The organism is Xanthomonas hortorum pv. pelargonii (assembly GCF_024499015.1).
Lineage (GTDB): Bacteria > Pseudomonadota > Gammaproteobacteria > Xanthomonadales > Xanthomonadaceae > Xanthomonas > Xanthomonas hortorum_B.
This window is the reverse complement of the sequence record NZ_CP098604.1, coordinates 790701-812544: the sequence shown is the minus strand read 5'-3', so window position 1 is coordinate 812544 and position 21844 is coordinate 790701. Positions and strand designations below refer to the sequence as shown.

The following is a 21844-nucleotide window of genomic DNA, read 5'->3' as shown; positions in this document are numbered from 1 at the left end:
CGCTCTCAATTACCAACAAGCCCAACTGGCACTCGCAAGCGAGCTCTAGCTTGTGTGGGATAGACAAAACCGTGATTGCGGAGACCAGCCTCTACAGGTCGTGGAGGTGCATCAAGGCAGTTTTTCCGTGACGGGCGCACTCTTTTGGGGCTTCAACGCACCTATTCAGAGCATTTCTGAATGGCGCTTTAACTTTCGTCAACATCGTCTTAACATCGGGTTGGCAACGTTTTTCGGAGCGCTCTTCGCCCGGCCGTTTGCCAGTTTGGCTGTGCAATTTGAATGCGTTCGCCAACGATGTCGCAGTCGATCCGCGCTCGCATCACTTCAGATGCCGACGCATTGCGCTGCTTTCCCCCGTTCGGACTTTCGGAGAGAAAGATGAGATTGAAGACCACCAAGTTGCGCGATGCCATCAGGGTATCGCTCACGGTTGGCGCTGCTGCGCTGGCCTTGTCGGGAACCGTCATGGCACAGGAGCAGCCGTCGTTGGATGCCAAGAGCCTGGACACGGTCAATGTCACCGGCACGCGCATCAAGAGCCAGACAATGACTGCCTCCAGTCCGGTGGCAGAAATCAACAAGGAAGAATTCCAATACTCCGGCTCGACCAAGGTCGAAGATCTGATCAATCAATATCCGCAACTCGCTGCCACCTTCGATAACTTCGCCAACAATGGGTCGGCCGGCTATGCAACGGTCGATCTGCGCGGCCTCGGTGCGCAGCGCACCTTGACCCTGGTCAATGGCAGGCGCATTCCCAAGGGCATCGGCGAAAGCCCGGATATCAGCATCATTCCCGCGTCATTGGTGCGCCGTGTGGACATCCTGACCGGTGGCGCCTCTGCGGTGTACGGCTCGGATGCCGTCGCCGGTGTGGTCAACTTCGTGCTGGACGACGAGTTCGAAGGTGTCAGCGTCGACATGGGCTACAACGCCTACCAGCACGACAATGGCAACAAGCTGATGCGCGGCCTGATGGATGATGCGGGATACGATTATCCGACCGGCAATTCCGGCTTCGACGGTATCTCCCGTAACGTGGACCTTGCCATCGGCGGCAGCTTCGGCGAATCCGGTCACGCCACCGCATGGGCGACCTGGCGCGAGAACGATCCATTGCTGCAGGGGCAGCGCGACTACTCTGCGTGCGCATTGAGCAACCGTGGTACCGCTTGCGGTGGTTCGGCCACCGCCGACCCGGCAAACTTCTACGTCGTCGCGCCGTCTGCGGGTGCGTTCTACGTGCAGCCTTCCGCAGGCGGCACCTGGTCGCAGGTGGCGTCTCCGAATCTCTACAACTTTGCGCCGGTGAATTACTACCAGCGCCCGGATACGCGCTATACCGCCGGCAGCAGCTTCAAGTACGAAGTGAACGAGCACTTCAAGCCCTACCTCGAAACCTTGTTCGTCAACCGCAAGAGTTCGACGCAGATTGCGCCATCGGGTGCGTTCTTTACCGATCTCAATGTCAATTGCGGCACTTCGGTGCTTGGCAGCCTGTGTAACGATGTCGGCATCACCGATGACGAGTTCACCGTGTACGTTGCCAAGCGCAACGTCGAAGGTGGCCCGCGTATCACCAATTCGGACAGCAACAGTTTCAGCATCACCAGCGGTGCGCAGGGCGATATCAACGACAACTGGTCCTACGACGCATCGTTTACCTACAACCGCAGCACCACCAAGTCCGAGAACATCAACGACTTCGTGACCACCCGCGTGCGTGATGCACTGTTGGGCTGCCAGCCCGGCTCGTTCGACGGCTGCGTTCCGTACAGCGTGTGGAACGATAGCGTCACCGCAGCCGAGGCAGAAGCCCTGCAGGGCGTGGGTATCGTCAATTACGAAACCTCGATGCGCGTGTTCAACGCCTACGTGACCGGCAACTTTGGCTATAGCCTGCCGTGGGCCGGCGATAACCCGATCAGCGTGGTCGGTGGTGTGGAAACCCGCACCGAGACCTTCAAGCGGGTGGCCGACAGCAATATGCAGACCGGCAACTTCACCGGTCTGGGTGGTCCCACCTCCAACGTGTCCGGCGACATCAGCGTCAAGGAACTGTTTCTGGAAGGTGCGGTGCCGTTGTTGGCGAAGGCAGGTAGCCTGGACAACCTCGACATGCAGCTTGGCTATCGCTACTCGGACTACGACATCTCCGGGGGCGTCAGCACTTACAAGGCCGGTCTGGGTGCGACGTTTGTCGATGGCAAATACCACCTGCGTGCAGGCTGGAACCGTGCGATCCGCGCTCCGAACGTCACCGAGCTGTACAACGAAAATACAATCAATTTGTGGAACGGGAGCGACCCCTGCGCTGGCGCCAATCCGACATTTACCCAGGCCCAGTGCGCCAACACTGGCGTGACGGCGGCGCAGTACGGCCGCGTTGCAGCAAACCCGGCGGGTCAGTACAACGAAATCGGCGGCGGTAATGCTTCACTGCAGCCGGAAACGGCCAACACCTGGACCGTCGGCTTTGCTGCCAGCCCGATCAAGGGGCTCGATCTGAGCGTGGATTACTACGACATCAAGATCGACGATGCGATCCGTTCGATCGGTTCATCCAACATCCTGACCGCCTGCGGTGTGACCGGCAATGCGGATATCTGCAGCCGCGTCCGCCGCAATGCCACGACAGGCGATCTGTTCCGCGGCAGCGATGCGGACATCTCCGGTCTGATCTTCAATTCCCAGGACAATTTCGGCTCATTGCACTTCCAGGGTATCGATCTGACTGCGTCGTATGCATGGAGTGTCGGCCCGGGCCGCCTGACCGCCTCGATGATGGGTAGCTATGCCCTCAAGCAGGAATACGAGCCGGTTCCGGGTGTGCAGGAAGTGACCTACGACTGCGCGGGCGTGGTCAACGTAGCGTGCAACAGTGCCGAGTGGCGGCATGTGCTGAGCACGCGCTACAACTTCGATCGCTACACCGTCAGTCTGCGCTGGCGCTATATCGGTGAGCTGGACTACCAGAACACCGACGGCACGCCGGGGACCACCGACGTGCGCCTGGTCAATCAGGACAACAAGGTCTCTGCCTACAACTATTTCGACCTTTCCGGTTCGATGCAGTTGGGCGATTACGTGACCTGGACGCTGGGCGTCAACAACATCGCAGACAAGGAGCCGCCACTGGTGGGTGGCAGCTTGACCTACAACGGCAACTCGCTCGGCGGCTACGACCAGGCTGGCCGCTACGTCTTCACCAGTGTGGGCCTGCGTTTCTGAGTCAATTTGCAACTGTGTAAACAACAACGGCGAGCCTTGGCTCGCCGTTGTTGTTGGTTGCTTGCAACGTCTCTGTCGATGGCTTGCTGCGCAACGATGTTCAGATCATCTCATTCGCCAATTGCTTCTCGATTGAGCGTCTGATTGCAGCAACAGACACCCTCAACATCTCACGCCACCGCTTCACGCAACAACGGCGACTCCCAACCTGGGCGCGGCGCAAAACGATCGCCGTAACGCGCATGCAGTGCCTGCAAACGTTCCAGTAGCGCGTCGGCGCCGACACTGCGGATGTGCTGGATCGGGCCGCCGCGGAACGGGGCAAAGCCGGTGCCAAAGATAACGCCCGCATCGAGCAGATCCGCATCGGCCACTACGCCGTCGTGCAGGCAGGCGACCGCTTCGTTGAGCAGCGGCAGGATCAAGCGGTCTTCAAGATCGGCCGGTACCGCGTAGCCGCTGGCGACCTCGGGTTTGACCGCGCGCCCGTTCTCCCACTTGTACAACCCCTGGCCGTCCTTCTTGCCGCGCTTGCCTGGCTCCACGGTGGCCAGCGCCGCAGGAATCGGCAGGTGCAGGAACGGCGCGAGCTCTGCGCCCACGCCGGCGGCAACATCCAGCCCCACCGTATCGATCAGTTCGATCGGTCCCATCGGCATGCCGAACTTCACTGCGGTCTTGTCCAGCACCGGGCCCGGCACGCCTTCGGCATACGCGGTGGCCGCCTCGAGCAGATACGGGAACAGCACGCGATTGACCAGGAAACCGGGTGTGCCGGCCACCGGCACCGGGAATTTGTCCAGCGCCTTGCAGAACGCGGCCAGGCGCGCGACGTTGGCCGGATCCAGGCCGTCGTGCTGCACGATTTCCACCAGCGGCATCATCGACACCGGATTGAAGTAGTGCAGGCCGGCGAACTGCGCCGGACGCTGGATGTGTCCACGCAACTCGGTCAACGGAATCGACGAGGTGTTGGTGGTCAGCAACGCATCGGGCTTGAGCTGTGGCTCGATGGATTGATACAGATCGCGCTTGGCCTGCGGATTTTCGATGATCGCTTCGATCACCAGGTCCGCCTGCGCCACGCCCGCACCGGCCAGATCGCCGCGCAGGCGCGCCGCCACTGCCGGCCGCTTGGCCTCGTCTTTCACGCGCTTGTCGAACAACTCGCCGCCGCGCGTCAGCGCGGTATCGATAAAGCGCTGCTCGCGATCCTGCAGCGTGACCTCGAAACCCTTGTAGGCCGCCCAGGCCGCGATATCGCCACCCATCACGCCGGCGCCGATCACATGTACATGGCGGATAGGAGCCAGCGCCGCAGTGCCAGCGTCCTTGCCGCCCAGTGCTTTCAAGCGCTCGGTGAGGAAGAAGATGCGGATCAGATTGCGCGCGGTCGGTGTGCTGGCGAGTTTCACCACCGCCTTGCGCTCGGCGGCCAGACGAGCCTGGATGCCGCCGCCGCCGGCACGTTCCCACACGTTGATCAGCGCGTACGGCGCCGGGTAATGCTCCTTGCGCGCCTTGCGTGCGACCTGCTTGCGCATCTGTGACGCCAGCAGCTTGCGCGCAAGCAAGGTGTTGGTGGCCCACGCAGTGGCGCGTTGTTTGAACGGGCGTTTGCTGCCGGTGAGCGCCAGTGCGGCGGCGACATCGACCAGCACCGCAGGCGCAGCGACCTTGTCGATCAGGCCCATCGCGCGCGCGGCCTTGGCCGACACGGTACGGCCGGTCAGCATCAAATCCATCGCTGCCGGCGCACCGATCAAACGCGGCAAGCGGGCGCTGCCGCCCCAGCCGGGAAAGATGCCGAGCTTGGTTTCCGGCAGGCCGATGCGCGTGCTGCCATCGTCGGACGCCACGCGGTAACGGCACGCCAGCGCAATCTCGGTCCCGCCGCCCATGCAGAAGCCGTGGATCGCCGCGACCGTAGGGCAGGGCAGTTCGGCCAGCTTCTGAAACACGCTCTGGCCGCGCTGGATCGCGTCGTTGACGGTGCCTTTGCGGTCGAATTCCTGAAATTCCTTGAGGTCGGCGCCGGCGATGAAGCCGTTGGCCTTGCCCGAGCGCAGCACCACGCCCTTGGGCGGCTCCAGTGCCAGTCGTTCGATCAGCGCGCCCAGTTCGAGCAGCACCTCCTGCGAAAACGCGTTGACCGGTGCACCTTGGCGATCAAGGCTGAGCACGACCACGCCGTCCTCGCGCAGGTCGGCCTGCCAATGGCTGAATCGGAGCCCGTCGAAACCTGGAAGCATGCGTCTGGCCGTCCGGAGATATAAGGAAAGATCGTTATCATCCAGAGGTTGTTTCCTTCACGTCAAATACCCATACCTGTCGACAGGGCCGCGTGCGCTTGGTGCGAGGCGTCGCCAGCGGCGCATCGGTGCCGCTACCCTGATGCGTGACGATCGTACGGATCGGTATGAACTTTTCTTTTCAATGGCGGTCTCATTGCCCGACTTCGGTGGGCTGACAGGAGTGCGGCCCGACATGGCCGAAGTCGATACACCTCAGGAGCTGGACCTGGAACTGGTCCGGCGTGCGCAGCGCGGAGAGAGCGCAGCGTTCGATGTGCTGGTGCGCAAATACCAGCACCGCATCGTTGCGTTGATCGGGCGCTACATCGCCGATTGGAGCGAATGTCAGGATGTGGCCCAGGATACGTTTGTGCGCGCCTACCGCGCGATCAACAGTTTCCGCGGCGATTCGCAGTTCTATACATGGTTGCACCGCATTGCCGTGAACACTGCCAAGAACCATCTGGTTGCGCACAACCGCCGTCCGCCCACCGACGACATCGAGATCAGCGATGCCGAGCAGTTCGATGGGGCGACACGCTTGCGCGACACCGACACCCCGGAGCGCGAATTGATGCGACAGGAGCTGGAACAAACGGTGATGCGTGCGGTCCAAGCCCTGCCGGAAGAACTTCGGTCGGCCATCACCCTGCGCGAGGTGGATGGGCTGAGCTACGACGAAATCGCGCGAAAAATGGATTGCCCGATCGGAACGGTGCGCTCGCGCATCTTCCGGGCGCGCGAGGCCATCGACATCGAGCTGCGGCCTCTGCTGGAGACCGAAAGCGCTACCCGTGAGCGACACCGCGTATGAGCCATACCCCTGTGATGTCCACCACTGACAAGTTCGAGCTTCACTATCGCCAGCAGCTGTCTGCGCTGGTGGATGGCGAATTGAACGCCGACGAGTCGCGCTTCTTGTTGCGCCGTCTGGCCCACGACGACGAGCTGGCCGGTTGCCACGAACGTTGGCAGCTGTGCGGCGATGTGCTGCGTGGCGCAGCCAGTGCGCCTGCACCGCTGGATTTCGCAGCGCGTGTGCGCACGGCTATTGCCGAAGAGCCCGTACCTCAAGCGCAGCCATCCACGCGTCCGGCAGCACGCTGGCGCTGGGGTGGTGGCGCGGCGATTGCGGCATCGGTCGCAGCGATCGCCTTGTTCATGGCGCGCGAGCGTTTGCCCGAGACGGCGCGGCCCGCCGCCCAGGTGCCGGTATTCGCCTCGGCCGCGCAGATGCCCGCCGCAGTGCAGCCGCCTGCTGCGCCGAAAGCGCCGGCGACACCGGATCCGGCCGCACCTGACGAGGTTGTCGCGCTCGCTGCAGCGGTGCCTGCCGCCGCGCTGGCTTCCGCCCGTCGCGGTGCGGCCACGCGCAATCAGCAGGCCGCACGCAGTGTCGCTGCCCGCCAGCAGCAGACGCCGAACCGCATGGTGGCCGCTGCCACGCCGGCACCGGTTGCCCCGGCAGTGAGTCCGGTCGCGCCGTCGAACCCGTTCACGCATTCCGAGACGACATTGCAGGCGCGGCCCTGGCCGCGCGCGGCCTTGTCCGGTGCTGGCGACAGTCCGCTCAATGCCAGCTTCAGTCAAAGCCGCCCGGGCCCGGCGTTCTATCCGTTCGAGCCTGCGCCGCAAGCGATTGCCAGCCCGTCAGCGAGCCGGCCGCTGCCGGTGCAGCCGCCGCAAGACTGATCCCGCCGCCAACCTTCATCCGTTCGGCGTCCTCCCTTCCGTTATCGTGCCGGACCCCTGCAAAGGCAGGGGCTTTGGCCCCTGTCGCCCTGCCATCGGAGGCAATCCTGATGAACCATCGCATCCGCACCCAGATGTTCGGCCTGATCGCCATGACCCTGCCGTTGGCCGCCTGCGCGCAGCAGCCCGCGCCCGCTGCCAAGGACGCCGCACCGATTGCCGCCAACCGCAGCGCCACGCCGGCGCCGCAGCTGGTGGCGGGCCTGCCGGACTTCACCAATTTGGTCGAACAGGTCGGCCCGGGCGTGGTCAATATCGAAACCACCATCACCCGCAAGGACGCCATGGCGCGCCAGCGGCGCGGTGGGCCGGGTGGGCAGGACGGCGGCGCGATGCCGGGCGATGAGCAGATGCCGGAGTTCTTCCGCCGCTTCTTCGGGCCGGATTTCCAGATGCCGGGCGGGCCGCGCCAGGGGCCGGGTGGCCCAGGGCAGGGAGATGACGATGGCGGCATTGCCGGCAAGTCGATGGGCTCGGGCTTCATCATTTCGGCCGATGGCTATGTGCTGACCAACCACCACGTGGTCGATGGCGCCAGCGAAGTGACCGTCAAGCTGACCGACAGGCGCGAGTTCAAGGCCAAGGTGGTCGGCAGCGACGAGCAGTTCGACGTGGCGCTGCTGAAGATCGAGGCCAAGGGCCTGCCAACGGTGCGCCTGGGCGATTCCAATCCGCTCAAGCCGGGCCAGTGGGTGGTGGCGATCGGCTCGCCGTTCGGGTTGGATCACTCGGTGACCGCCGGTATCGTCAGTGCCACCGGCCGCAGCAACCCGTATGCGGATCAGCGCTACGTGCCCTTCATCCAGACCGACGTGGCGATCAATCAGGGCAACTCCGGTGGCCCGCTGCTCAACACGCGTGGCGAAGTGGTCGGCATCAATTCGCAGATCTTCTCCGCCTCGGGCGGCTACATGGGGATCAGTTTTGCGATCCCGATCGACCTGGCCTTCAGTGCCGCCGAACAGATCAAGGCCACCGGGCATGTGAGTCGCGGCATGCTGGGTGTGGCGGTCGGCCCGATCGATTCGCTCAAGGCGCAGGGCCTTGGCCTGCCGGACACGCGCGGCGCGCTGGTCAACGACATTCCCGCCGGCAGCCCGGCAGCAAAGGCCGGGATCGAAGTGGGCGATGTGATCACCGCCGTCAACGGCAAGCCGATCGAGGCGGCCAGCGATCTGCCGCCGATGATCGGCCTGATGGCGCCGGGCACCAAGGTCACGCTGGATGTCCTGCGCGACGGCAAGCCGCGCAAGGTGACGGTCACGCTGGCGACGCTGGACAACCCGGCCGGCAACGCTGCACCGCGCACCGCTGCCGACGACAGCAAGCCCAGCGCACCGGCCAGTGTGGAATTGCTCGGGCTGCAGCTCGCCGATCTGACCGCCGCCGAGCGCAGTCGCCTCGGCCTGGAAGCGGGCGAGGGCGTGCGCATCGCCTCGGTCACTGGCGCGGCAGCGCGCAGCACCCAGCCGCCGTTGTCGCCGGGCCTGATCATCGCGCGTGTCGGTCGCACCAAGGTCGGCAGCGTCGCCGACATCAATCGCGCGCTGGCCAGTGTCAAGAAGGGCGATGTGGTCATGCTGCTGGTCACCGACGGCAAGGCCACCAGCTATGTCGCTTTGAAGGCTGGCGGCTGAGGGAGGGAATGGAGAATCGGGAATCGGGATTGGCAAGAGCGGCTCCGCGAGGCGATAGCTCGCCTGGCTTTTCCGATTCCCCACTTCCGATTCCCGATTCTCGGCCCTGCGGGGCCGTAGCGTGCGATAATGCTGCGTTACCCTGACGACGGCACCGCCGGCGCCCACCTCAATGTCCTCTGATTCAATGCGGAACATCCGCAACTTCTCCATCATTGCCCACGTCGACCACGGGAAATCCACCCTGGCCGACCGGATCATCCAGCTGTGCGGCGGCCTTCAGGCGCGCGAGATGGAAGCCCAGGTGCTCGACTCCAACCCGATCGAGCGCGAGCGTGGCATCACGATCAAGGCGCAGTCGGTGTCTTTGCCGTACACGGCCAAGGACGGGCAGGTCTACCAACTGAACTTTATCGACACCCCCGGGCATGTCGACTTCTCCTATGAAGTCAGCCGCTCGCTGGCCGCGTGCGAAGGCGCGTTGTTGGTGGTGGATGCAGCCCAGGGCGTGGAAGCGCAATCGGTCGCCAACTGCTACACCGCGGTGGAGCAGGGCCTGGAAGTGGTGCCGGTGCTCAACAAGATCGACCTGCCCACCGCCGACATCGAGCGCGCCAAGGCCGAGATCGAAGCGGTGATCGGCATCGATGCCGAAGACGCGGTGGCGGTCAGCGCCAAGACCGGCTTCAACGTCGATCTGGTGCTGGAAGCGATCGTGCAGCGCATTCCGCCGCCCAAGCCGCGCGATACCGACAAGCTGCAGGCGCTGATCATCGACTCCTGGTTCGACAACTACCTGGGCGTGGTCTCGCTGGTGCGCGTGATGCAGGGCGAGATCAAGCCGGGCAGCAAGATCCTGGTGATGTCCACCGGCCGCACCCATCTGGTCGACAAGGTCGGCGTGTTCACCCCCAAGCGCAAGGAATTGCCCGCGTTGGGCGCCGGCGAAGTGGGCTGGATCAACGCCTCGATCAAGGACGTGCACGGCGCGCCGGTCGGCGATACCTTGACCCTGGCCTCCGACCCGGCACCGCATGCGCTACCCGGGTTCCAGGAAATGCAGCCGCGCGTGTTCGCCGGCCTGTTCCCGGTCGATGCCGAGGATTATCCGGACCTGCGCGAAGCGCTGGACAAGTTGCGTCTGAACGATGCCGCCCTGCGCTTCGAGCCGGAAAGTTCCGAGGCGATGGGCTTCGGCTTCCGCTGCGGCTTCCTGGGCATGCTGCACATGGAAATCGTGCAGGAGCGGCTGGAGCGCGAGTACAACCTCAATCTGATCTCGACCGCGCCGACCGTGGTCTATGAAGTGCTCAAGACCGACGGCAGCATTATTCCGATGGACAATCCGTCCAAGCTGCCGCCGTTGAACCATGTGGAAGAGATCCGCGAGCCGATCATTCGCGCCAATATCCTCACCCCGCCGGATTACGTCGGCAACATCATCACCTTGTGCGAAGAAAAGCGCGGCAGCCAGATCGGCATCAACTACCTGGGCAGCCAGGTGCAGATCAGCTACGAGTTGCCGATGGCCGAAGTGGTGCTGGATTTCTTCGACAAGCTCAAGTCGGTCTCGCGCGGTTACGCCTCGCTGGATTATCACTTCCTGCGTTTCGATGCCGGCCCGTTCGTACGTGTGGACACGCTGATCAACGGCGACAAGGTCGATGCGCTGAGCATCATCGTGCACCGCAGCTACGCCGATCGGCGCGGCCGCGAGCTGTGCGAGAAGATGAAGGAATTGATCCCGCGACAGATGTTCGACGTGGCAATTCAAGCCGCCGTCGGCGCGCAGATCATCTCGCGCTCCACGGTCAAGGCGATGCGCAAGAACGTGTTGGCCAAGTGCTATGGTGGCGACGTTTCGCGCAAGAAAAAGCTGCTGGAAAAGCAGAAAGAAGGCAAGAAGCGCATGAAGCAGGTCGGCCGCGTGGAGATTCCGCAGGAGGCCTTCCTGGCTGTCCTGCAGATGGATAAGTAGCTGGGAATGGTAAATCGGGAATCGGGAATCGTAAGGGCGCAAGCGCTCCTGCTGTTCCGATTCCCCATTCTCGATTCTCGATTCCCTTTCCGAAAGGAACATCAATGAAATGGTTTGAAATCGCCCTGGTCGTACTGACGCTGGGCACCGGCTTCATCTGGCTGCTGGACAAGTTGTTTCTGGCCAAGCGCCGCGCCGCACGTGCCGGGCTGCTGGACAGTGAGCCGGCGATCATCGACTACTCGCGCGCGTTCTTTCCGGTGTTGGCGGTGGTGCTGATCCTGCGCAGCTTCGTGGCCGAGCCGTACAAGATTCCGTCCAGTTCGATGATGCCCAATCTGCTGATCGGCGACTTCATCCTGGTCAACAAGTTCGCTTACGGTTTCCGTCTGCCGATCACCAATACCAAGTTCATTCCGACCGGCGAGCCCAAGCGTGGCGACGTGGTGGTGTTCAAGCTGCCGCATGCGCCTGATCAGAACTGGATCAAGCGCGTGGTCGGCCTGCCCGGCGACAAGATCGGTTTCCACGGCGATACGCTGTACATCAACGACAAGCCGATGCGCTACACGGTCAAGGGCGAGTACATCGGCAAGGGCAAGGGCGCCGAGATGACCGGTACCACGTTGCTGGTCGAGGATTTGCCGGGCCGCACGCACACCGTGCTGGAATGGGTCGATCGCAACATGCCGGCCGGGCAGGGTGACTGGACCGTGCCGGCAGCCAGCTATTTCGTGATGGGGGATAATCGCGACAATAGTGAAGACAGCCGGTTCTGGACCCAGACACACTTTCTGCCGGAGGCCAATCTGCGCGGCAAGGCGTTCCTGATCTGGCTCAATTGCGAAGGGTGGTTCTGCAAGGGGAGTTTCGATCCGTCGCGGATCGGGACCGGAATCCAGTAAATGCACGCACAGCGTGCCAGAGGAAGCACAATGAAGCGCAAGCAGAGCGGTATGACGTTGACGTCGTTCGTGGTGGTGCTGGCGGTGGTGGGGTTTGGCCTGTATCTGGGAATGAAGCTGTTTCCGATGTATCAGGAATATTATTCTGTGCGCACAGCGATGAAGGGTCTGGCCAAAGAGCCCGGCGCCGGCGAGATGGATCCGTCCAAGTTGCAGGATCTGTTCTTCCGTCGGCTGTACATCAATTACTCGGAAAACGTCAAAAAAGAAGACGTCAAGTTCGAGCGCATCGAAGGCGGCTGGCGCATGAAGGTTAACTACGAAGTGCGTCGCGAAATGATCGGCAATCTCGATGTGGTCGGCAAATTCGATACATCGCAGGACATGACTGGACGTGGTGGGCAATAGAACTTTCCAGCGTGGCGATCCGATCGGGCACGCGTTTGCCGATCCGGGTCTGCTCGCCCAGGCGCTGCGGCATCGCAGCGCCGGGACCCCGCATAACGAACGACTGGAATTCCTCGGCGACGGCATCGTCAATCTGCTGATCGCCGAGGCGCTGTATCAGCGCTGGCCCAAGGCCGATGAAGGCGCATTGACCCGTGCGCGCGCCGAACTCGTTCGCGAAGGCGCGCTGGCCGTCATCGGTCGTACGCTGAATCTGGGCGAGCGGCTGACGCTCGGTCCGGGCGAACTGAAATCCGGTGGCCACCGGCGCGATTCGATCCTGGCCGATGCGGTCGAAGCGATCGTTGCGGCGATCTATCTGGACTGTGGCTTCGAGCGTTGCCGTGAGGTGGTGCTGCCCTGGTTCGAGCCTTCACTGGCTGCGCTGCCGGTGGGCAAGGCTGAAAAAGACCCCAAGACCCGGCTGCAGGAATGGCTGCAGGCGCGACAACTCCCGCTGCCCAATTACGCGCTGATCAGTGAAAGCGGCGACGAGCATGCCAAGCAGTTCCATGTCGCCTGCATTCTGGAACAGCCCGTCGCCCGCGCCGAAGGCCAGGGCACCTCGCGTCGCCTCGCCGAGCAACAGGCGGCCACCCTCGTCATCGCACAACTGGATTCAAACACGTGAGCGAAACCTCTTCCCCCCACCGTAGCGGCAGCGTCGCCGTGATCGGCCGTCCCAATGTCGGCAAGTCCACCCTGACCAATGCGCTGGTCGGCGCAAAGGTCAGCATCGTGTCCAACCGGCCGCAGACCACGCGGCATCGCTTGTTGGGCATCGCTACTTTCCCCGAGGGTCAGCTGGCACTGGTGGATACGCCCGGATTGCATCGCGAGCAGAAGCGCGCCATGAACCGGGTGATGAATCGCGCCGCGCGCGGTTCGCTGGAAGGCGTGGATGCCGCAGTGCTGGTGATCGAGGCCGGCCGTTGGGACGAGGAAGACACGCTGGCCTTCAAGGTCCTGAGCGACTCCAAAGTGCCGGTGGTGCTGGTGGTCAACAAGGTCGACCGGCTCAAGGACAAGACGGCCCTGTTCCCGTTCCTGGCCCAGGTCAGCGAAGGCCGCACCTTCGCTGCAGTGCATCCGGTGTCGGCGCTCAAGCGCAAGGGCCTGGAAGCGCTGGTCGGCGATCTGCTCAAGCTGGTGCCCGAGGCCGAGGCGATGTTCGGCGAAGACGAGATCACCGATCGCAGCCAGCGCTTTCTGGCCGGTGAACTGGTGCGCGAGCAGTTGATGCGCCAGCTCGGCGAAGAACTGCCGTATGCCACCACCGTGGAGATCGAGCGCTTTGCCGAAGACGGCGCATTGCTGCGCATCGGTGCGGTGATCTGGGTCGAGCGCGAAGGCCAGAAGGCGATCGTGATCGGCAAGGGTGGCACCCGCCTGAAGGAAATCGGCGGCAAGGCGCGCCTGCAGATGGAACGGCTGTTCGGTGCGAAAGTGTTCCTGGAAACTTGGGTGCGCGTCCGCGAAGGCTGGTCGGACGACGAAGCGGCATTGAAGGCGTTCGGGTACGAGTAAGGCCGGGACCCGGTCCCGCCTGCCGCCATGTTGATCGACAACGAACGCGGTTTCGTCCTGCATGTGCGTCCCTGGCGCGAGACCAGTCTGCTGGTGGAAGTGCTCACCGAGCAGCAGGGGCGGGTGGGGTTACTGGCGCGTGGTGTGCACGCGCCGCGCAAGCAGGCCTTGCGCGCTGCATTGCAGCCATTGCAACTGATCCAGTTCACGGCAATGCAGCGCGGCGAGCTTGCGCAACTGCGCCAGGCCGAGGCCTTGGACACTGCACCGCGCCTGGCCGGCGAAACCATGTTGGCCGGCTTCTATATCAGCGAGTTGCTGCTGCGGCTGGCTCCACGCAACGACCCGGTGCCCGAGCTGTTCGATTGCTATGCGCGGGCGCGGGCGCATCTGGCCTCCAACCTGCCGTTGGCCTGGGGACTGCGCCAGTTCGAGCGCGATGTGCTCGATGGGCTCGGATTTGCGTTCGATCTGCAACACGACAACGATGGCCAACCGATCGACCCGGCGGCGCGCTACCGCCTCGATCCGCAGGAAGGCGCATTGCGCGTGTTGAGCGAGCGGTTGGCGCAGGACCGGCGTGAGACCGTGACCGGCGCTGCGCTATTGGCGCTGGGCGAAGACGTCGTGCCGGCGGCCGACGACATGCCGGGATTGCGTCGCAGCATGCGCGGCGTGCTGCTGCATCACCCGGGCGGACGCGGCCTGAAATCTTGGGAAATGCTCGAGGATCTGGCGCGCCGGCGTTGAGAAGCGCAAGGCGGGTCAGCCAAACCTGGCGTGTACTAGCAAGATGCGCGTTGGGGACCATGCGCACTCCGCCGTGCATGCGTAGTGCTCAATTTCGCCTGTTTCGATCGCTGACACTGCGCCGAGTCTAGAGACATCGGTGCAGTCGTCCTTCAGTGCAGCAACGCCGCCACCGCCGCATGAAACTGCGTCTGCGCCGTGCTCGATTGCGGGTCGCCGCGCAGTAAACGCACCGCACCGGCAAGCCGCGCCGCGCCGACAAAGCCGCAACTGGCCTGCAGCCGGTGCAGATGGTTGCGCAGTGCCGGCTCGTCGCTGATCTGCAGGGCCGAATCCACCGCGTCGCGCGTGCCCGGCAACTCGGCCAGGAACAATTCGCGCAGCGCATTCAGATGGTGCTGCTGACCGTTGAGCGCGCTGAGTGCGGCCGCTTCGTCCCAATCGCTGGCGGCGATGTCGATCACGCCGACCGGCGCCACGCTGTAACGGCCGCGCGCCAGTCCGCGACGCACCGCCTGCAGCAGACGTTCGGAGCTCAGCGGCTTGACCAGCATTTCCAGAAACCCATCGGACTGCAGGCTGCGTTGCATGGTCATGGTGCCGTCGGCGGTGTGGGCGAGTGCGGGGACGTCGGGATGCAACAGGCGCAGTGCGCGCAGCAGCTCGCTACCGGTGCCATCGGGAAGATTGACGTCGATCAGCCAAAGGTCGTGACGATGTTCGCGGGCGCGGTCGAGCGCCGACGACAGCGAATCGGCGCAATCCACCCGGGCGGGCAGGTCTTCCAGGACGGCCTGGAGAAACCCGCGGCTGATCGGGTCGTCTTCCACCAGCAAGAGTCGTGGGTGGGGTTCCTGACGTGTCGCCATATTCATGCTGCCTCCTTGTCAGCGATGCCGCGTCGTGACCGCCGCGCGCAGCCGGAGTTTGCCTGTGTTTGCGGCGCACGACAATTGTCCCATTGCTTCAAGCGGCCTCCATCGATCGCATCTGCGACAATAAGCACCCTTTTTGCCCGCAGCTCGTCGCCACGTGGCCAGAACCAGAAACCGTTTCGACCGTACCCCGTTCCAGACCGCCATCATCGACCTCAGTCACGACGGCCGCGGTGTTGCGCGCCGCGAGGGCGAAGGCGGCAAGGTCACCTTCATCAGCGGCGCCCTGCCCGGTGAGGTGGTGCGTGCCGAACCCACCGCGCGCAGCCGGCATTTCGATGAGGCCAAGACGGTGGAGGTGCTGGAGGCATCGCCGCAACGGGTGATCCCGCGCTGCCCGCATTTCGGCGTCTGTGCCGGCTGCGTGCTGCAGCATCTGGACGAGTCGCAGCAGATCGTGGCCAAACAGCGCGTGCTGATGGATAACCTGGAGCGCATCGGCCACGTCACCCCGCAGGCGACCCTGCCGGCGTTGGTGGGCGACAACTGGGGCTACCGCCGCAAGGGGCGCTTCTCGGTGCGGCGGGTGGAGAAGAAGGACAAGACGCTGGTCGGTTTCCGCGAGCTCGATCCGCGCTTCGTGGCCGATCTGTCGGTCTGCTACACGGTGATCCCGCACATCGGCGAGAAGATTCCGTTGCTGGCCGCGCTGGTCGAAGGCCTGGACGGCAAGCGCGACATCCCGCAGATCGAATTCATTGCCGGCGACGACGCAGTCGTGCTGACCATCCGCCACATGCAGCCGCTCAGCGAGCGCGATCTGCAGGCGCTGACGGAATTTGCGCAAGCGCACGCGTTTGCGATCTTCCTGCAGCCGGGCGGCGTGGAGAGCGTGCATCCGCTGTGGCCGCAACAGGTGCCGCTGTCGTTCCGCTTACCGCAGTGGGACGTGGAGCTGGCGTTCCGGCCGCTGGACTTCATCCAGGTCAACGCCTCGCTCAACCAGAAAATGATTGCGCATGCACTGGCATTGCTTGACGCCAGGCCCGAGGACCGCGTGCTGGATCTGTTCTGCGGCCTGGGCAATTTCACCCTGCCGCTGGCGCGCGGCGTGCGCGAAGTGGTCGGCGTGGAAGGCGATGCCGGGCTGGTGGCGCGTGCGCGCGAGAATGCGCAGCGCAATGGACTGGAGAATGCGCAGTTTTACGCGGCCGACCTGACCCAGGATCAGCGCCACACCGCGTGGATGCGGCAGGGCTTCGACAAGCTACTGCTGGACCCGCCACGGTCGGGTGCGTTGGAAGTGCTGCAGCAGCTGCCGTTGAAAAAGTTCGAGCGCATCGTCTACGTAAGCTGCCATCCGGGGTCGCTGGCGCGCGACGCCGGCTATCTGGTCAACGAGCAGGGCTTTACGCTCAAGGCCGCCGGTGCGATGGACATGTTTCCGCATACGGCGCATGTGGAAAGCATCGCGGTGTTTGAGCGGCGCTAGGCCTTTATGTTCCGGGCGTCGGTTACCCGTCGCCCGCCTTGCGGCTGCGCAGTAGTTTTGTCAGCCGCTCTTAGTCTTTCTTTTCTACGGCGTTTTGCCACTGCCCGTCGACCAGCGCGAAGGCCATCGGCCGCGTGCCGCGTTTGCCCTCGGCTTCAACGATGACGTCGCACTCGACCACTGGCGCCTCACTGCCCAGTTTGCAGTGCTCGACACCGGAGACTTGCGCGGTACGCGCGGCGTCTTGAATGCGCGTGCGCATCGCCGCGTCGTTCTCCTGCGCAAGCATCTGGCTGATGGCCTCGCGCAGGAGCACCTGCACGCGATCCTGCGGCGGTACCGGCGCGGCGACTTCCATTTCCTTCTCGCTGTGCTGCAACGCCCACGCGTTCCCTTTCGGGACAAACCGCAGCGTCATGTGTCTTTCGCTGGGCCCGGCCTGGCCGGTGACGATGCAATCGAGCGTCTCCGGTTTGGCGTCGACAGCCGGCAGGCAGCCGGTCAACGCGGTCAAGCGCGGACGGAACATGGCGGACATGAGCGCGTCGCCCTGCTTCTGCGGGTTGGCTGCCATGTCATCGGCGATGGCCGCATCCAGTGCCTGTTGCGCCTGGGCCAGCGAGAGCGTGGCTGCAGCAGCGCCGGCTGTGGCAGTTGCGCACACCAATGCGGCAGTGAGCGCCGCAATGTGCAGGGTGGAGTATCGGCTGACTGTCATGGTGTTCTGTCCTTGAATGAGAGGGGGCGGAGTGTAGAGGTCGCGAGGCTGCGTCGGCCAGGCATTTTTCTGCAGGTCCCGCCATACTTGTGGACATGGGCATTGAAATCGAACGCAAGTTTCTCGTGACCGGCGACGGTTGGCGTAGCGCCGCGCATGCGGTGATCCCGATGGCGCAGGGCTATATCAACGACCAGGCAGCGATGCGCAGTGGCGCGCAGAACGCGTCGGTGCGCGTGCGCATCCAGGGCGACAGCGCATTTCTCAATTTGAAATCGCGGCAGGTGGGGCATACGCGGCAGGAGTTCGACTACCCGATTCCTGTGGTCGATGCGCGTGCGCTGCTGGCGCTATGTGTCGGCGGTTTGATCGACAAGCGCCGGCATCTGGTCGAGTACCAGGGCCATGTGTGGGAAGTGGACGAATTTCTAGGCGACAACGCCGGGCTGGTCGTGGCCGAGATCGAACTCGGGCGTGCCGATGAGGCGTTCGCCAAGCCCGAGTGGATCGGTGCGGAAGTCACCGACGATGTGCGCTATTACAACCTGGCGCTGGCCTCGCATCCGTTCACGCAGTGGGTGGAGAGCCGGGATTCGGGATTGGGCATTCGGGATTCGTAAAAGCTGAAAGGTGATGCGTCGGCCTTGGGCTGATGCGTTGCGACTCCCCAATCCCTGCCTTGGAATAGGGCTTATGCTCTGCCAATCCCCAATGACGAATCTCCAATCCCCGCCCATGCGCATCGATATCTGGTCTGACGTTGTCTGTCCCTGGTGCTGGATCGGCAAGCGCCGCTTCGAGCAGGCGGTGGCCTCGCTTGGTGCGCAGGCACCTGCGCTGGACATCCATTACCACGCGTTTCAGCTGGACCCCGACGCCGGTCTGGAACCGACACCGTTGCGCGATGCGCTGGCGCAAAAGTTCGGCGGTGCTGCGCGCGTGGATCAGATGCTGGCGCAGACGCAGGCCACTGCGCGTGCCGAAGGTTTGCCGTTCGATTTCGGGCGCGGCCAGGTGCAGGTCAGTACATTGCGCGCGCATCGGCTGATCTGGCTGGCCAGCCATGAGGGTGATGTCGAAGCAGTGATCGAAGCACTGTTCCACGCGCATTTTGCCGAAGGCCACAACCTGGGCGCGACCGAAACGCTGGTGCATGCCGGTGCCGCTGGCGGTCTTGATGAGGCGCGCGTGCGCGCACTGTTGGACTCCGACAAAGGCATCGTTGCGGTGGAGGCGCAATTGGCGCAGGCCACTGCGCTGGGAATCCGTGCGGTGCCAAGTTTCGTGATCGATGGACGCAGCCTGATCCAGGGCGCGCAGCCGCCGGAGAGTTTTGCGCAAGCACTGTTGCAGCTGGCGGCCGAATCGGCGCCGATCGGTGGTCCCAATGCCTGCGGGCCGGACGGCTGTGCGGTGTGAACTGCCGGCGGCGTCTTGCAACTCCCAACCCATGACGAGATGACACAGCCCGCCCGCCCGAAGACGGTTGCGGTGATCGGCGCCGGATTGGCAGGGCTTGCCTGTGCGCAACGGCTGCAGGCGGCGGGATGGACGGTAACGCTGTTCGAGCAGGGCGATGCACCCGGCGGGCGCATGCGCAGTTGCGCAGGCGATGGCTGGCAGTGCGACCACGGCGCGCAGTATTTCACCGCACGCGATCGTGCGTTTGCAGCGGTAGTGGACGAATGGATTGCCACCGGCGTCGCGGCGGCCTGGCCTGCGCGCGTCGCGAGCTGGGATGGCATCGAATTCCGTCCCTCGCAGAGCGTTGTGGCGCGCTTTGTCGGTGTGCCGGACATGGCCGCACCGGCGCGTGCGCTTGCGGCAGACCTGGATGTTCGATCGGGCGCCGCTGTGCGATCTCTGCAGCGCGACGGCGACACATGGCGGCTGGCTGTGTCGGGAGACGAGACAAAACACGCCTTCGACACAGTGTTGCTGGCGGTGCCGGCGCCGGTTGCAGCTGCATTACTGGAGCACATCGCGCCCACGCTCGCGACGGTTGCCGCTGGCGCCAACATGCAGCCGGCCTGGGCGGTGGTGCTGCATTTCGACACGCCGCTCGACCCTGGTTACGACGCCTTGTTCGTCAACGCCGGCCCGTTGCGCTGGGTGGCACGCAACGCCAGCAAGCCTGGACGAACCGGCAGCGAAACCTGGTTGCTGCACGCAAATGCCGATTGGAGCCAGGCGCATTTCGACGCGACGCCCGAGGCGGTGATTGCCAGTGTGTTGCCAACACTGGCCGCGCTTGGGTTGCCAGTGCCGCAGTCCTGCGCTGCGTCTCGCTGGACTGTGGCCAGCACGGATCCGCCCCTGCAGATCGGCTGCGCCTGGGATGCGCAATCGGGCATCGGCCTGTGTGGCGACTGGTTGGCCGGCGGCAAGGTGGAAGGCGCCTGGCAAAGCGGCGTGGCGCTGGCGGAGCGTGTGTGCGCCAGCGATGCCGTGTGCAGCGATCGCGATTAGCGCTGTGGCACGCGCAGCCGACCTCAACCCGCAGGTACCCGCACACACGCTGCGCCTGATTCTGGGCGATCAGCTCAATCCGCAGCACAGCTGGTTCGATGCGACCGATGCGGGCGTGGTCTACGTGCTGATGGAAGTGCGCGAAGAAACCGATTACGTGCTGCATCACGCGCAGAAGATTCTGGCGATCTTCGCGGCGATGCGCGCATTCGCTACGCGCCTGCGGCAGGCCGGTCATCGTGTGCGTTACGTGGCCATCGACGACCCCAGCAATCGGCAGTCGATTCCCGCCAATCTGGGCGCGTTGATGGCGCATTACCACGCCGCACATCTGGACTATCAGGCGCCGGACGAATGGCGGCTGGATGAAGCGCTGCGAGACTGGTGCGCGCGCCAGCCATTCGCCACACGCATGGTCGACAGCGAGCATTTTCTGACCGAGCGCGATGAGGTAGCGGGATGTTTTCGCACGGGCAGCCAATGGCGCATGGAGGTGTTCTATCGAAAGATGCGCCGTCGCCATCGGGTCCTGCTTGATGCATCCGGCGAGCCGGAAGGTGGGCGCTGGAATTTCGATCACGACAACCGCGCGCCGTGGCCGGGCGACCCGCCGGCACCGCAGGAGTGGCGCACAGCGCACGATCAGCGCGCGCTGTGGAGCTGCATCGAAGCGGCCGGCGTGCGCAGCTTCGGCGCACCGAACGCCGATGCCTTGCCATGGCCGCTGGATCGTGACGAAGCGTTGCAGCACCTGGAGGCGTTCATTACGCACGCATTGCCGCACTTCGGCCGCTACGAAGATGCGATGAGCACGCGCAGCCCACGCTTGTTCCATTCGCTGTTGTCGTTCGCGCTCAACGTCAAGCTGCTGCATCCACGCGAGGTGATCGCGCGCGCGGAGGCGGCCTTGCATGACGGACATGCGCCGCTGGCATCGGTGGAAGGTTTCATCCGGCAGATTCTGGGCTGGCGCGAATACGTGCGCGGGGTGTATTGGTCACAGATGCCGGGCTATGCACAGTCCAATCAGCTGGCGCAGCATGCGCCGCTACCGCACTGGTTCTGGGACGGGCAGATCGGCATGCGCTGCCTGGCCGATGCCATCGGCAACTCGCTGGCCAACGCGCATGCGCACCATATCCAGCGGCTGATGGTGATCGGCAACTTCGCGCTGCTGGCGGGGCTGGAGCCGCAGGCGCTGCATCGCTGGTACCTGGGCGTCTACATCGACGCGTTCGAGTGGGTGGAGTTGCCCAATACGATCGGCATGAGCCAGTTCGCCGACGGCGGCCTGCTCGGCAGCAAGCCCTACATCAGCGGCGCGGCCTACATCGACCGCATGAGCGATTACTGCGGCGGCTGCAAGTACCAGCGCAAGGCGCGGGTCGGCGCGGAGGCCTGCCCGTACAACGCGCTGTATTGGGATTTCCTGGCGCGGCAGCGCACGCTGCTGCACGCCAACGAGCGGCTGGCGATGCCGTACCGGCAGCTCGACGACATGGCGCCGGAGGTGCTGGCCCAGGTGCAGGCGCAGGCCGCGCATTGGCGGGCGAATCTTGAGGTGCTCTGACGTGCGCTGGATCAGGGCGGCTCTAATGACGTCCCGAGCGGCCTGGACACGGCTCAGTCCGCAGGGGCAGGGCGGCTGCGGGCCTTGGGCGAAACCAGCCAGCCGACGTCGGTGAGTGCAGAACATCGCCCGGGTAATCAGGCGCGTAGACGTACCGGTCCGGCACCTGCCTGAATACGCAATCTGACGCTGCAAC

Annotated in this window: 18 protein-coding genes; 15 read left to right on the top strand and 3 right to left on the bottom strand. The window is 64.1% G+C overall.

Going from position 1 to position 21844, the window contains the following annotated elements:
* Positions 1-381 precede the first annotated feature (381 nt).
* Positions 382-3234 carry a TonB-dependent receptor gene (locus tag NDY25_RS03590; protein ID WP_168958318.1) on the top strand — a complete coding sequence of 951 codons (2853 nt, stop codon included), beginning with the start codon at positions 382-384 and terminating at the stop codon, positions 3232-3234.
* A gap of 170 nt (positions 3235-3404) precedes the next feature.
* Here NDY25_RS03590 and NDY25_RS03585 read toward each other — a convergent pair whose 3' ends face one another.
* Complete coding sequence (locus NDY25_RS03585) at positions 3405-5486, bottom strand: 3-hydroxyacyl-CoA dehydrogenase NAD-binding domain-containing protein (RefSeq protein WP_251754790.1); 2082 nt, start codon at positions 5484-5486, stop codon at positions 3405-3407.
* 235 nt (positions 5487-5721) lie between these two features.
* Here NDY25_RS03585 and rpoE point away from each other — a divergent pair, with 235 nt between their 5' ends.
* The 9 genes from rpoE (at position 5722) to recO (ending at position 14524) form a co-directional block, all read left to right on the top strand.
* The gene (rpoE, locus tag NDY25_RS03580) at positions 5722-6342 is read left to right on the top strand and encodes an RNA polymerase sigma factor RpoE (RefSeq protein ID WP_168958386.1); all 621 of its coding nucleotides are present in this window, start codon (positions 5722-5724) and stop codon (positions 6340-6342) included.
* Entirely contained in the window at positions 6339-7220 is an 882-nt protein-coding gene (locus NDY25_RS03575) for a sigma-E factor negative regulatory protein (protein WP_168958320.1), read from the top strand. The genes rpoE and NDY25_RS03575 overlap by 4 nt, the downstream gene beginning before the upstream one ends.
* Before the next feature lie 110 nt (positions 7221-7330).
* Positions 7331-8917: a DegQ family serine endoprotease gene (locus tag NDY25_RS03570; RefSeq protein ID WP_256627774.1), complete on the top strand. Its 1587-nt coding sequence runs from the start codon at positions 7331-7333 to the stop codon at positions 8915-8917.
* A gap of 187 nt (positions 8918-9104) precedes the next feature.
* On the top strand, positions 9105-10895 hold the full coding sequence (gene lepA, locus NDY25_RS03565; RefSeq protein WP_168958387.1) for a translation elongation factor 4: 1791 nt from the start codon (positions 9105-9107) through the stop codon (positions 10893-10895).
* 104 nt (positions 10896-10999) lie between these two features.
* Positions 11000-11800, top strand: coding sequence for a signal peptidase I (lepB, locus tag NDY25_RS03560; protein ID WP_256627773.1), 801 nt, complete (start codon positions 11000-11002; stop codon positions 11798-11800).
* A complete protein-coding gene (locus tag NDY25_RS03555) occupies positions 11801-12208 on the top strand; it encodes a DUF4845 domain-containing protein (RefSeq protein WP_176340642.1) in 408 nt (135 codons plus the stop codon). It begins immediately after the preceding gene.
* Positions 12198-12878: a ribonuclease III gene (gene rnc / locus NDY25_RS03550; RefSeq protein WP_023903249.1), complete on the top strand. Its 681-nt coding sequence runs from the start codon at positions 12198-12200 to the stop codon at positions 12876-12878. Before NDY25_RS03555 ends, rnc begins: the two co-directional genes overlap by 11 nt.
* A complete protein-coding gene (era, locus tag NDY25_RS03545; protein ID WP_023903250.1) occupies positions 12875-13774 on the top strand; it encodes a GTPase Era in 900 nt (299 codons plus the stop codon). Before rnc ends, era begins: the two co-directional genes overlap by 4 nt.
* A gap of 27 nt (positions 13775-13801) precedes the next feature.
* A complete protein-coding gene (gene recO, locus NDY25_RS03540; protein ID WP_256627772.1) occupies positions 13802-14524 on the top strand; it encodes a DNA repair protein RecO in 723 nt (240 codons plus the stop codon).
* Between the two features lie 152 nt (positions 14525-14676).
* Here recO and NDY25_RS03535 read toward each other — a convergent pair whose 3' ends face one another.
* Positions 14677-15399 carry a response regulator gene (locus NDY25_RS03535; RefSeq protein WP_168958323.1) on the bottom strand — a complete coding sequence of 241 codons (723 nt, stop codon included), beginning with the start codon at positions 15397-15399 and terminating at the stop codon, positions 14677-14679.
* A 157-nt stretch (positions 15400-15556) separates the two neighbouring features.
* Between NDY25_RS03535 and rlmD the strand changes: the two genes are divergently transcribed.
* Positions 15557-16891, top strand: a complete 1335-nt coding sequence (rlmD, locus tag NDY25_RS03530) for a 23S rRNA (uracil(1939)-C(5))-methyltransferase RlmD (protein ID WP_168958324.1) — start codon at positions 15557-15559, stop codon at positions 16889-16891.
* 70 nt (positions 16892-16961) lie between these two features.
* Here rlmD and NDY25_RS03525 read toward each other — a convergent pair whose 3' ends face one another.
* Positions 16962-17609 carry a hypothetical protein gene (locus NDY25_RS03525; RefSeq protein WP_256627771.1) on the bottom strand — a complete coding sequence of 216 codons (648 nt, stop codon included), beginning with the start codon at positions 17607-17609 and terminating at the stop codon, positions 16962-16964.
* Between the two features lie 95 nt (positions 17610-17704).
* Between NDY25_RS03525 and NDY25_RS03520 the strand changes: the two genes are divergently transcribed.
* The 4 genes from NDY25_RS03520 to NDY25_RS03505 all read left to right on the top strand — a co-directional run bounded on the left by NDY25_RS03520 (position 17705) and on the right by NDY25_RS03505 (position 21648).
* On the top strand, positions 17705-18229 hold the full coding sequence (locus tag NDY25_RS03520) for a CYTH domain-containing protein (RefSeq protein ID WP_168958326.1): 525 nt from the start codon (positions 17705-17707) through the stop codon (positions 18227-18229).
* A gap of 115 nt (positions 18230-18344) precedes the next feature.
* Complete coding sequence (locus tag NDY25_RS03515) at positions 18345-19028, top strand: DsbA family oxidoreductase (protein WP_168958327.1); 684 nt, start codon at positions 18345-18347, stop codon at positions 19026-19028.
* A gap of 15 nt (positions 19029-19043) precedes the next feature.
* Positions 19044-20078 (top strand): NAD(P)/FAD-dependent oxidoreductase, encoded by a 1035-nt coding sequence (locus tag NDY25_RS03510; protein ID WP_425510773.1) that lies wholly within the window; start codon positions 19044-19046, stop codon positions 20076-20078.
* A 4-nt stretch (positions 20079-20082) separates the two neighbouring features.
* Positions 20083-21648 carry a cryptochrome/photolyase family protein gene (locus NDY25_RS03505; RefSeq protein WP_168958329.1) on the top strand — a complete coding sequence of 522 codons (1566 nt, stop codon included), beginning with the start codon at positions 20083-20085 and terminating at the stop codon, positions 21646-21648.
* Positions 21649-21844: the final 196 nt, after the last annotated feature.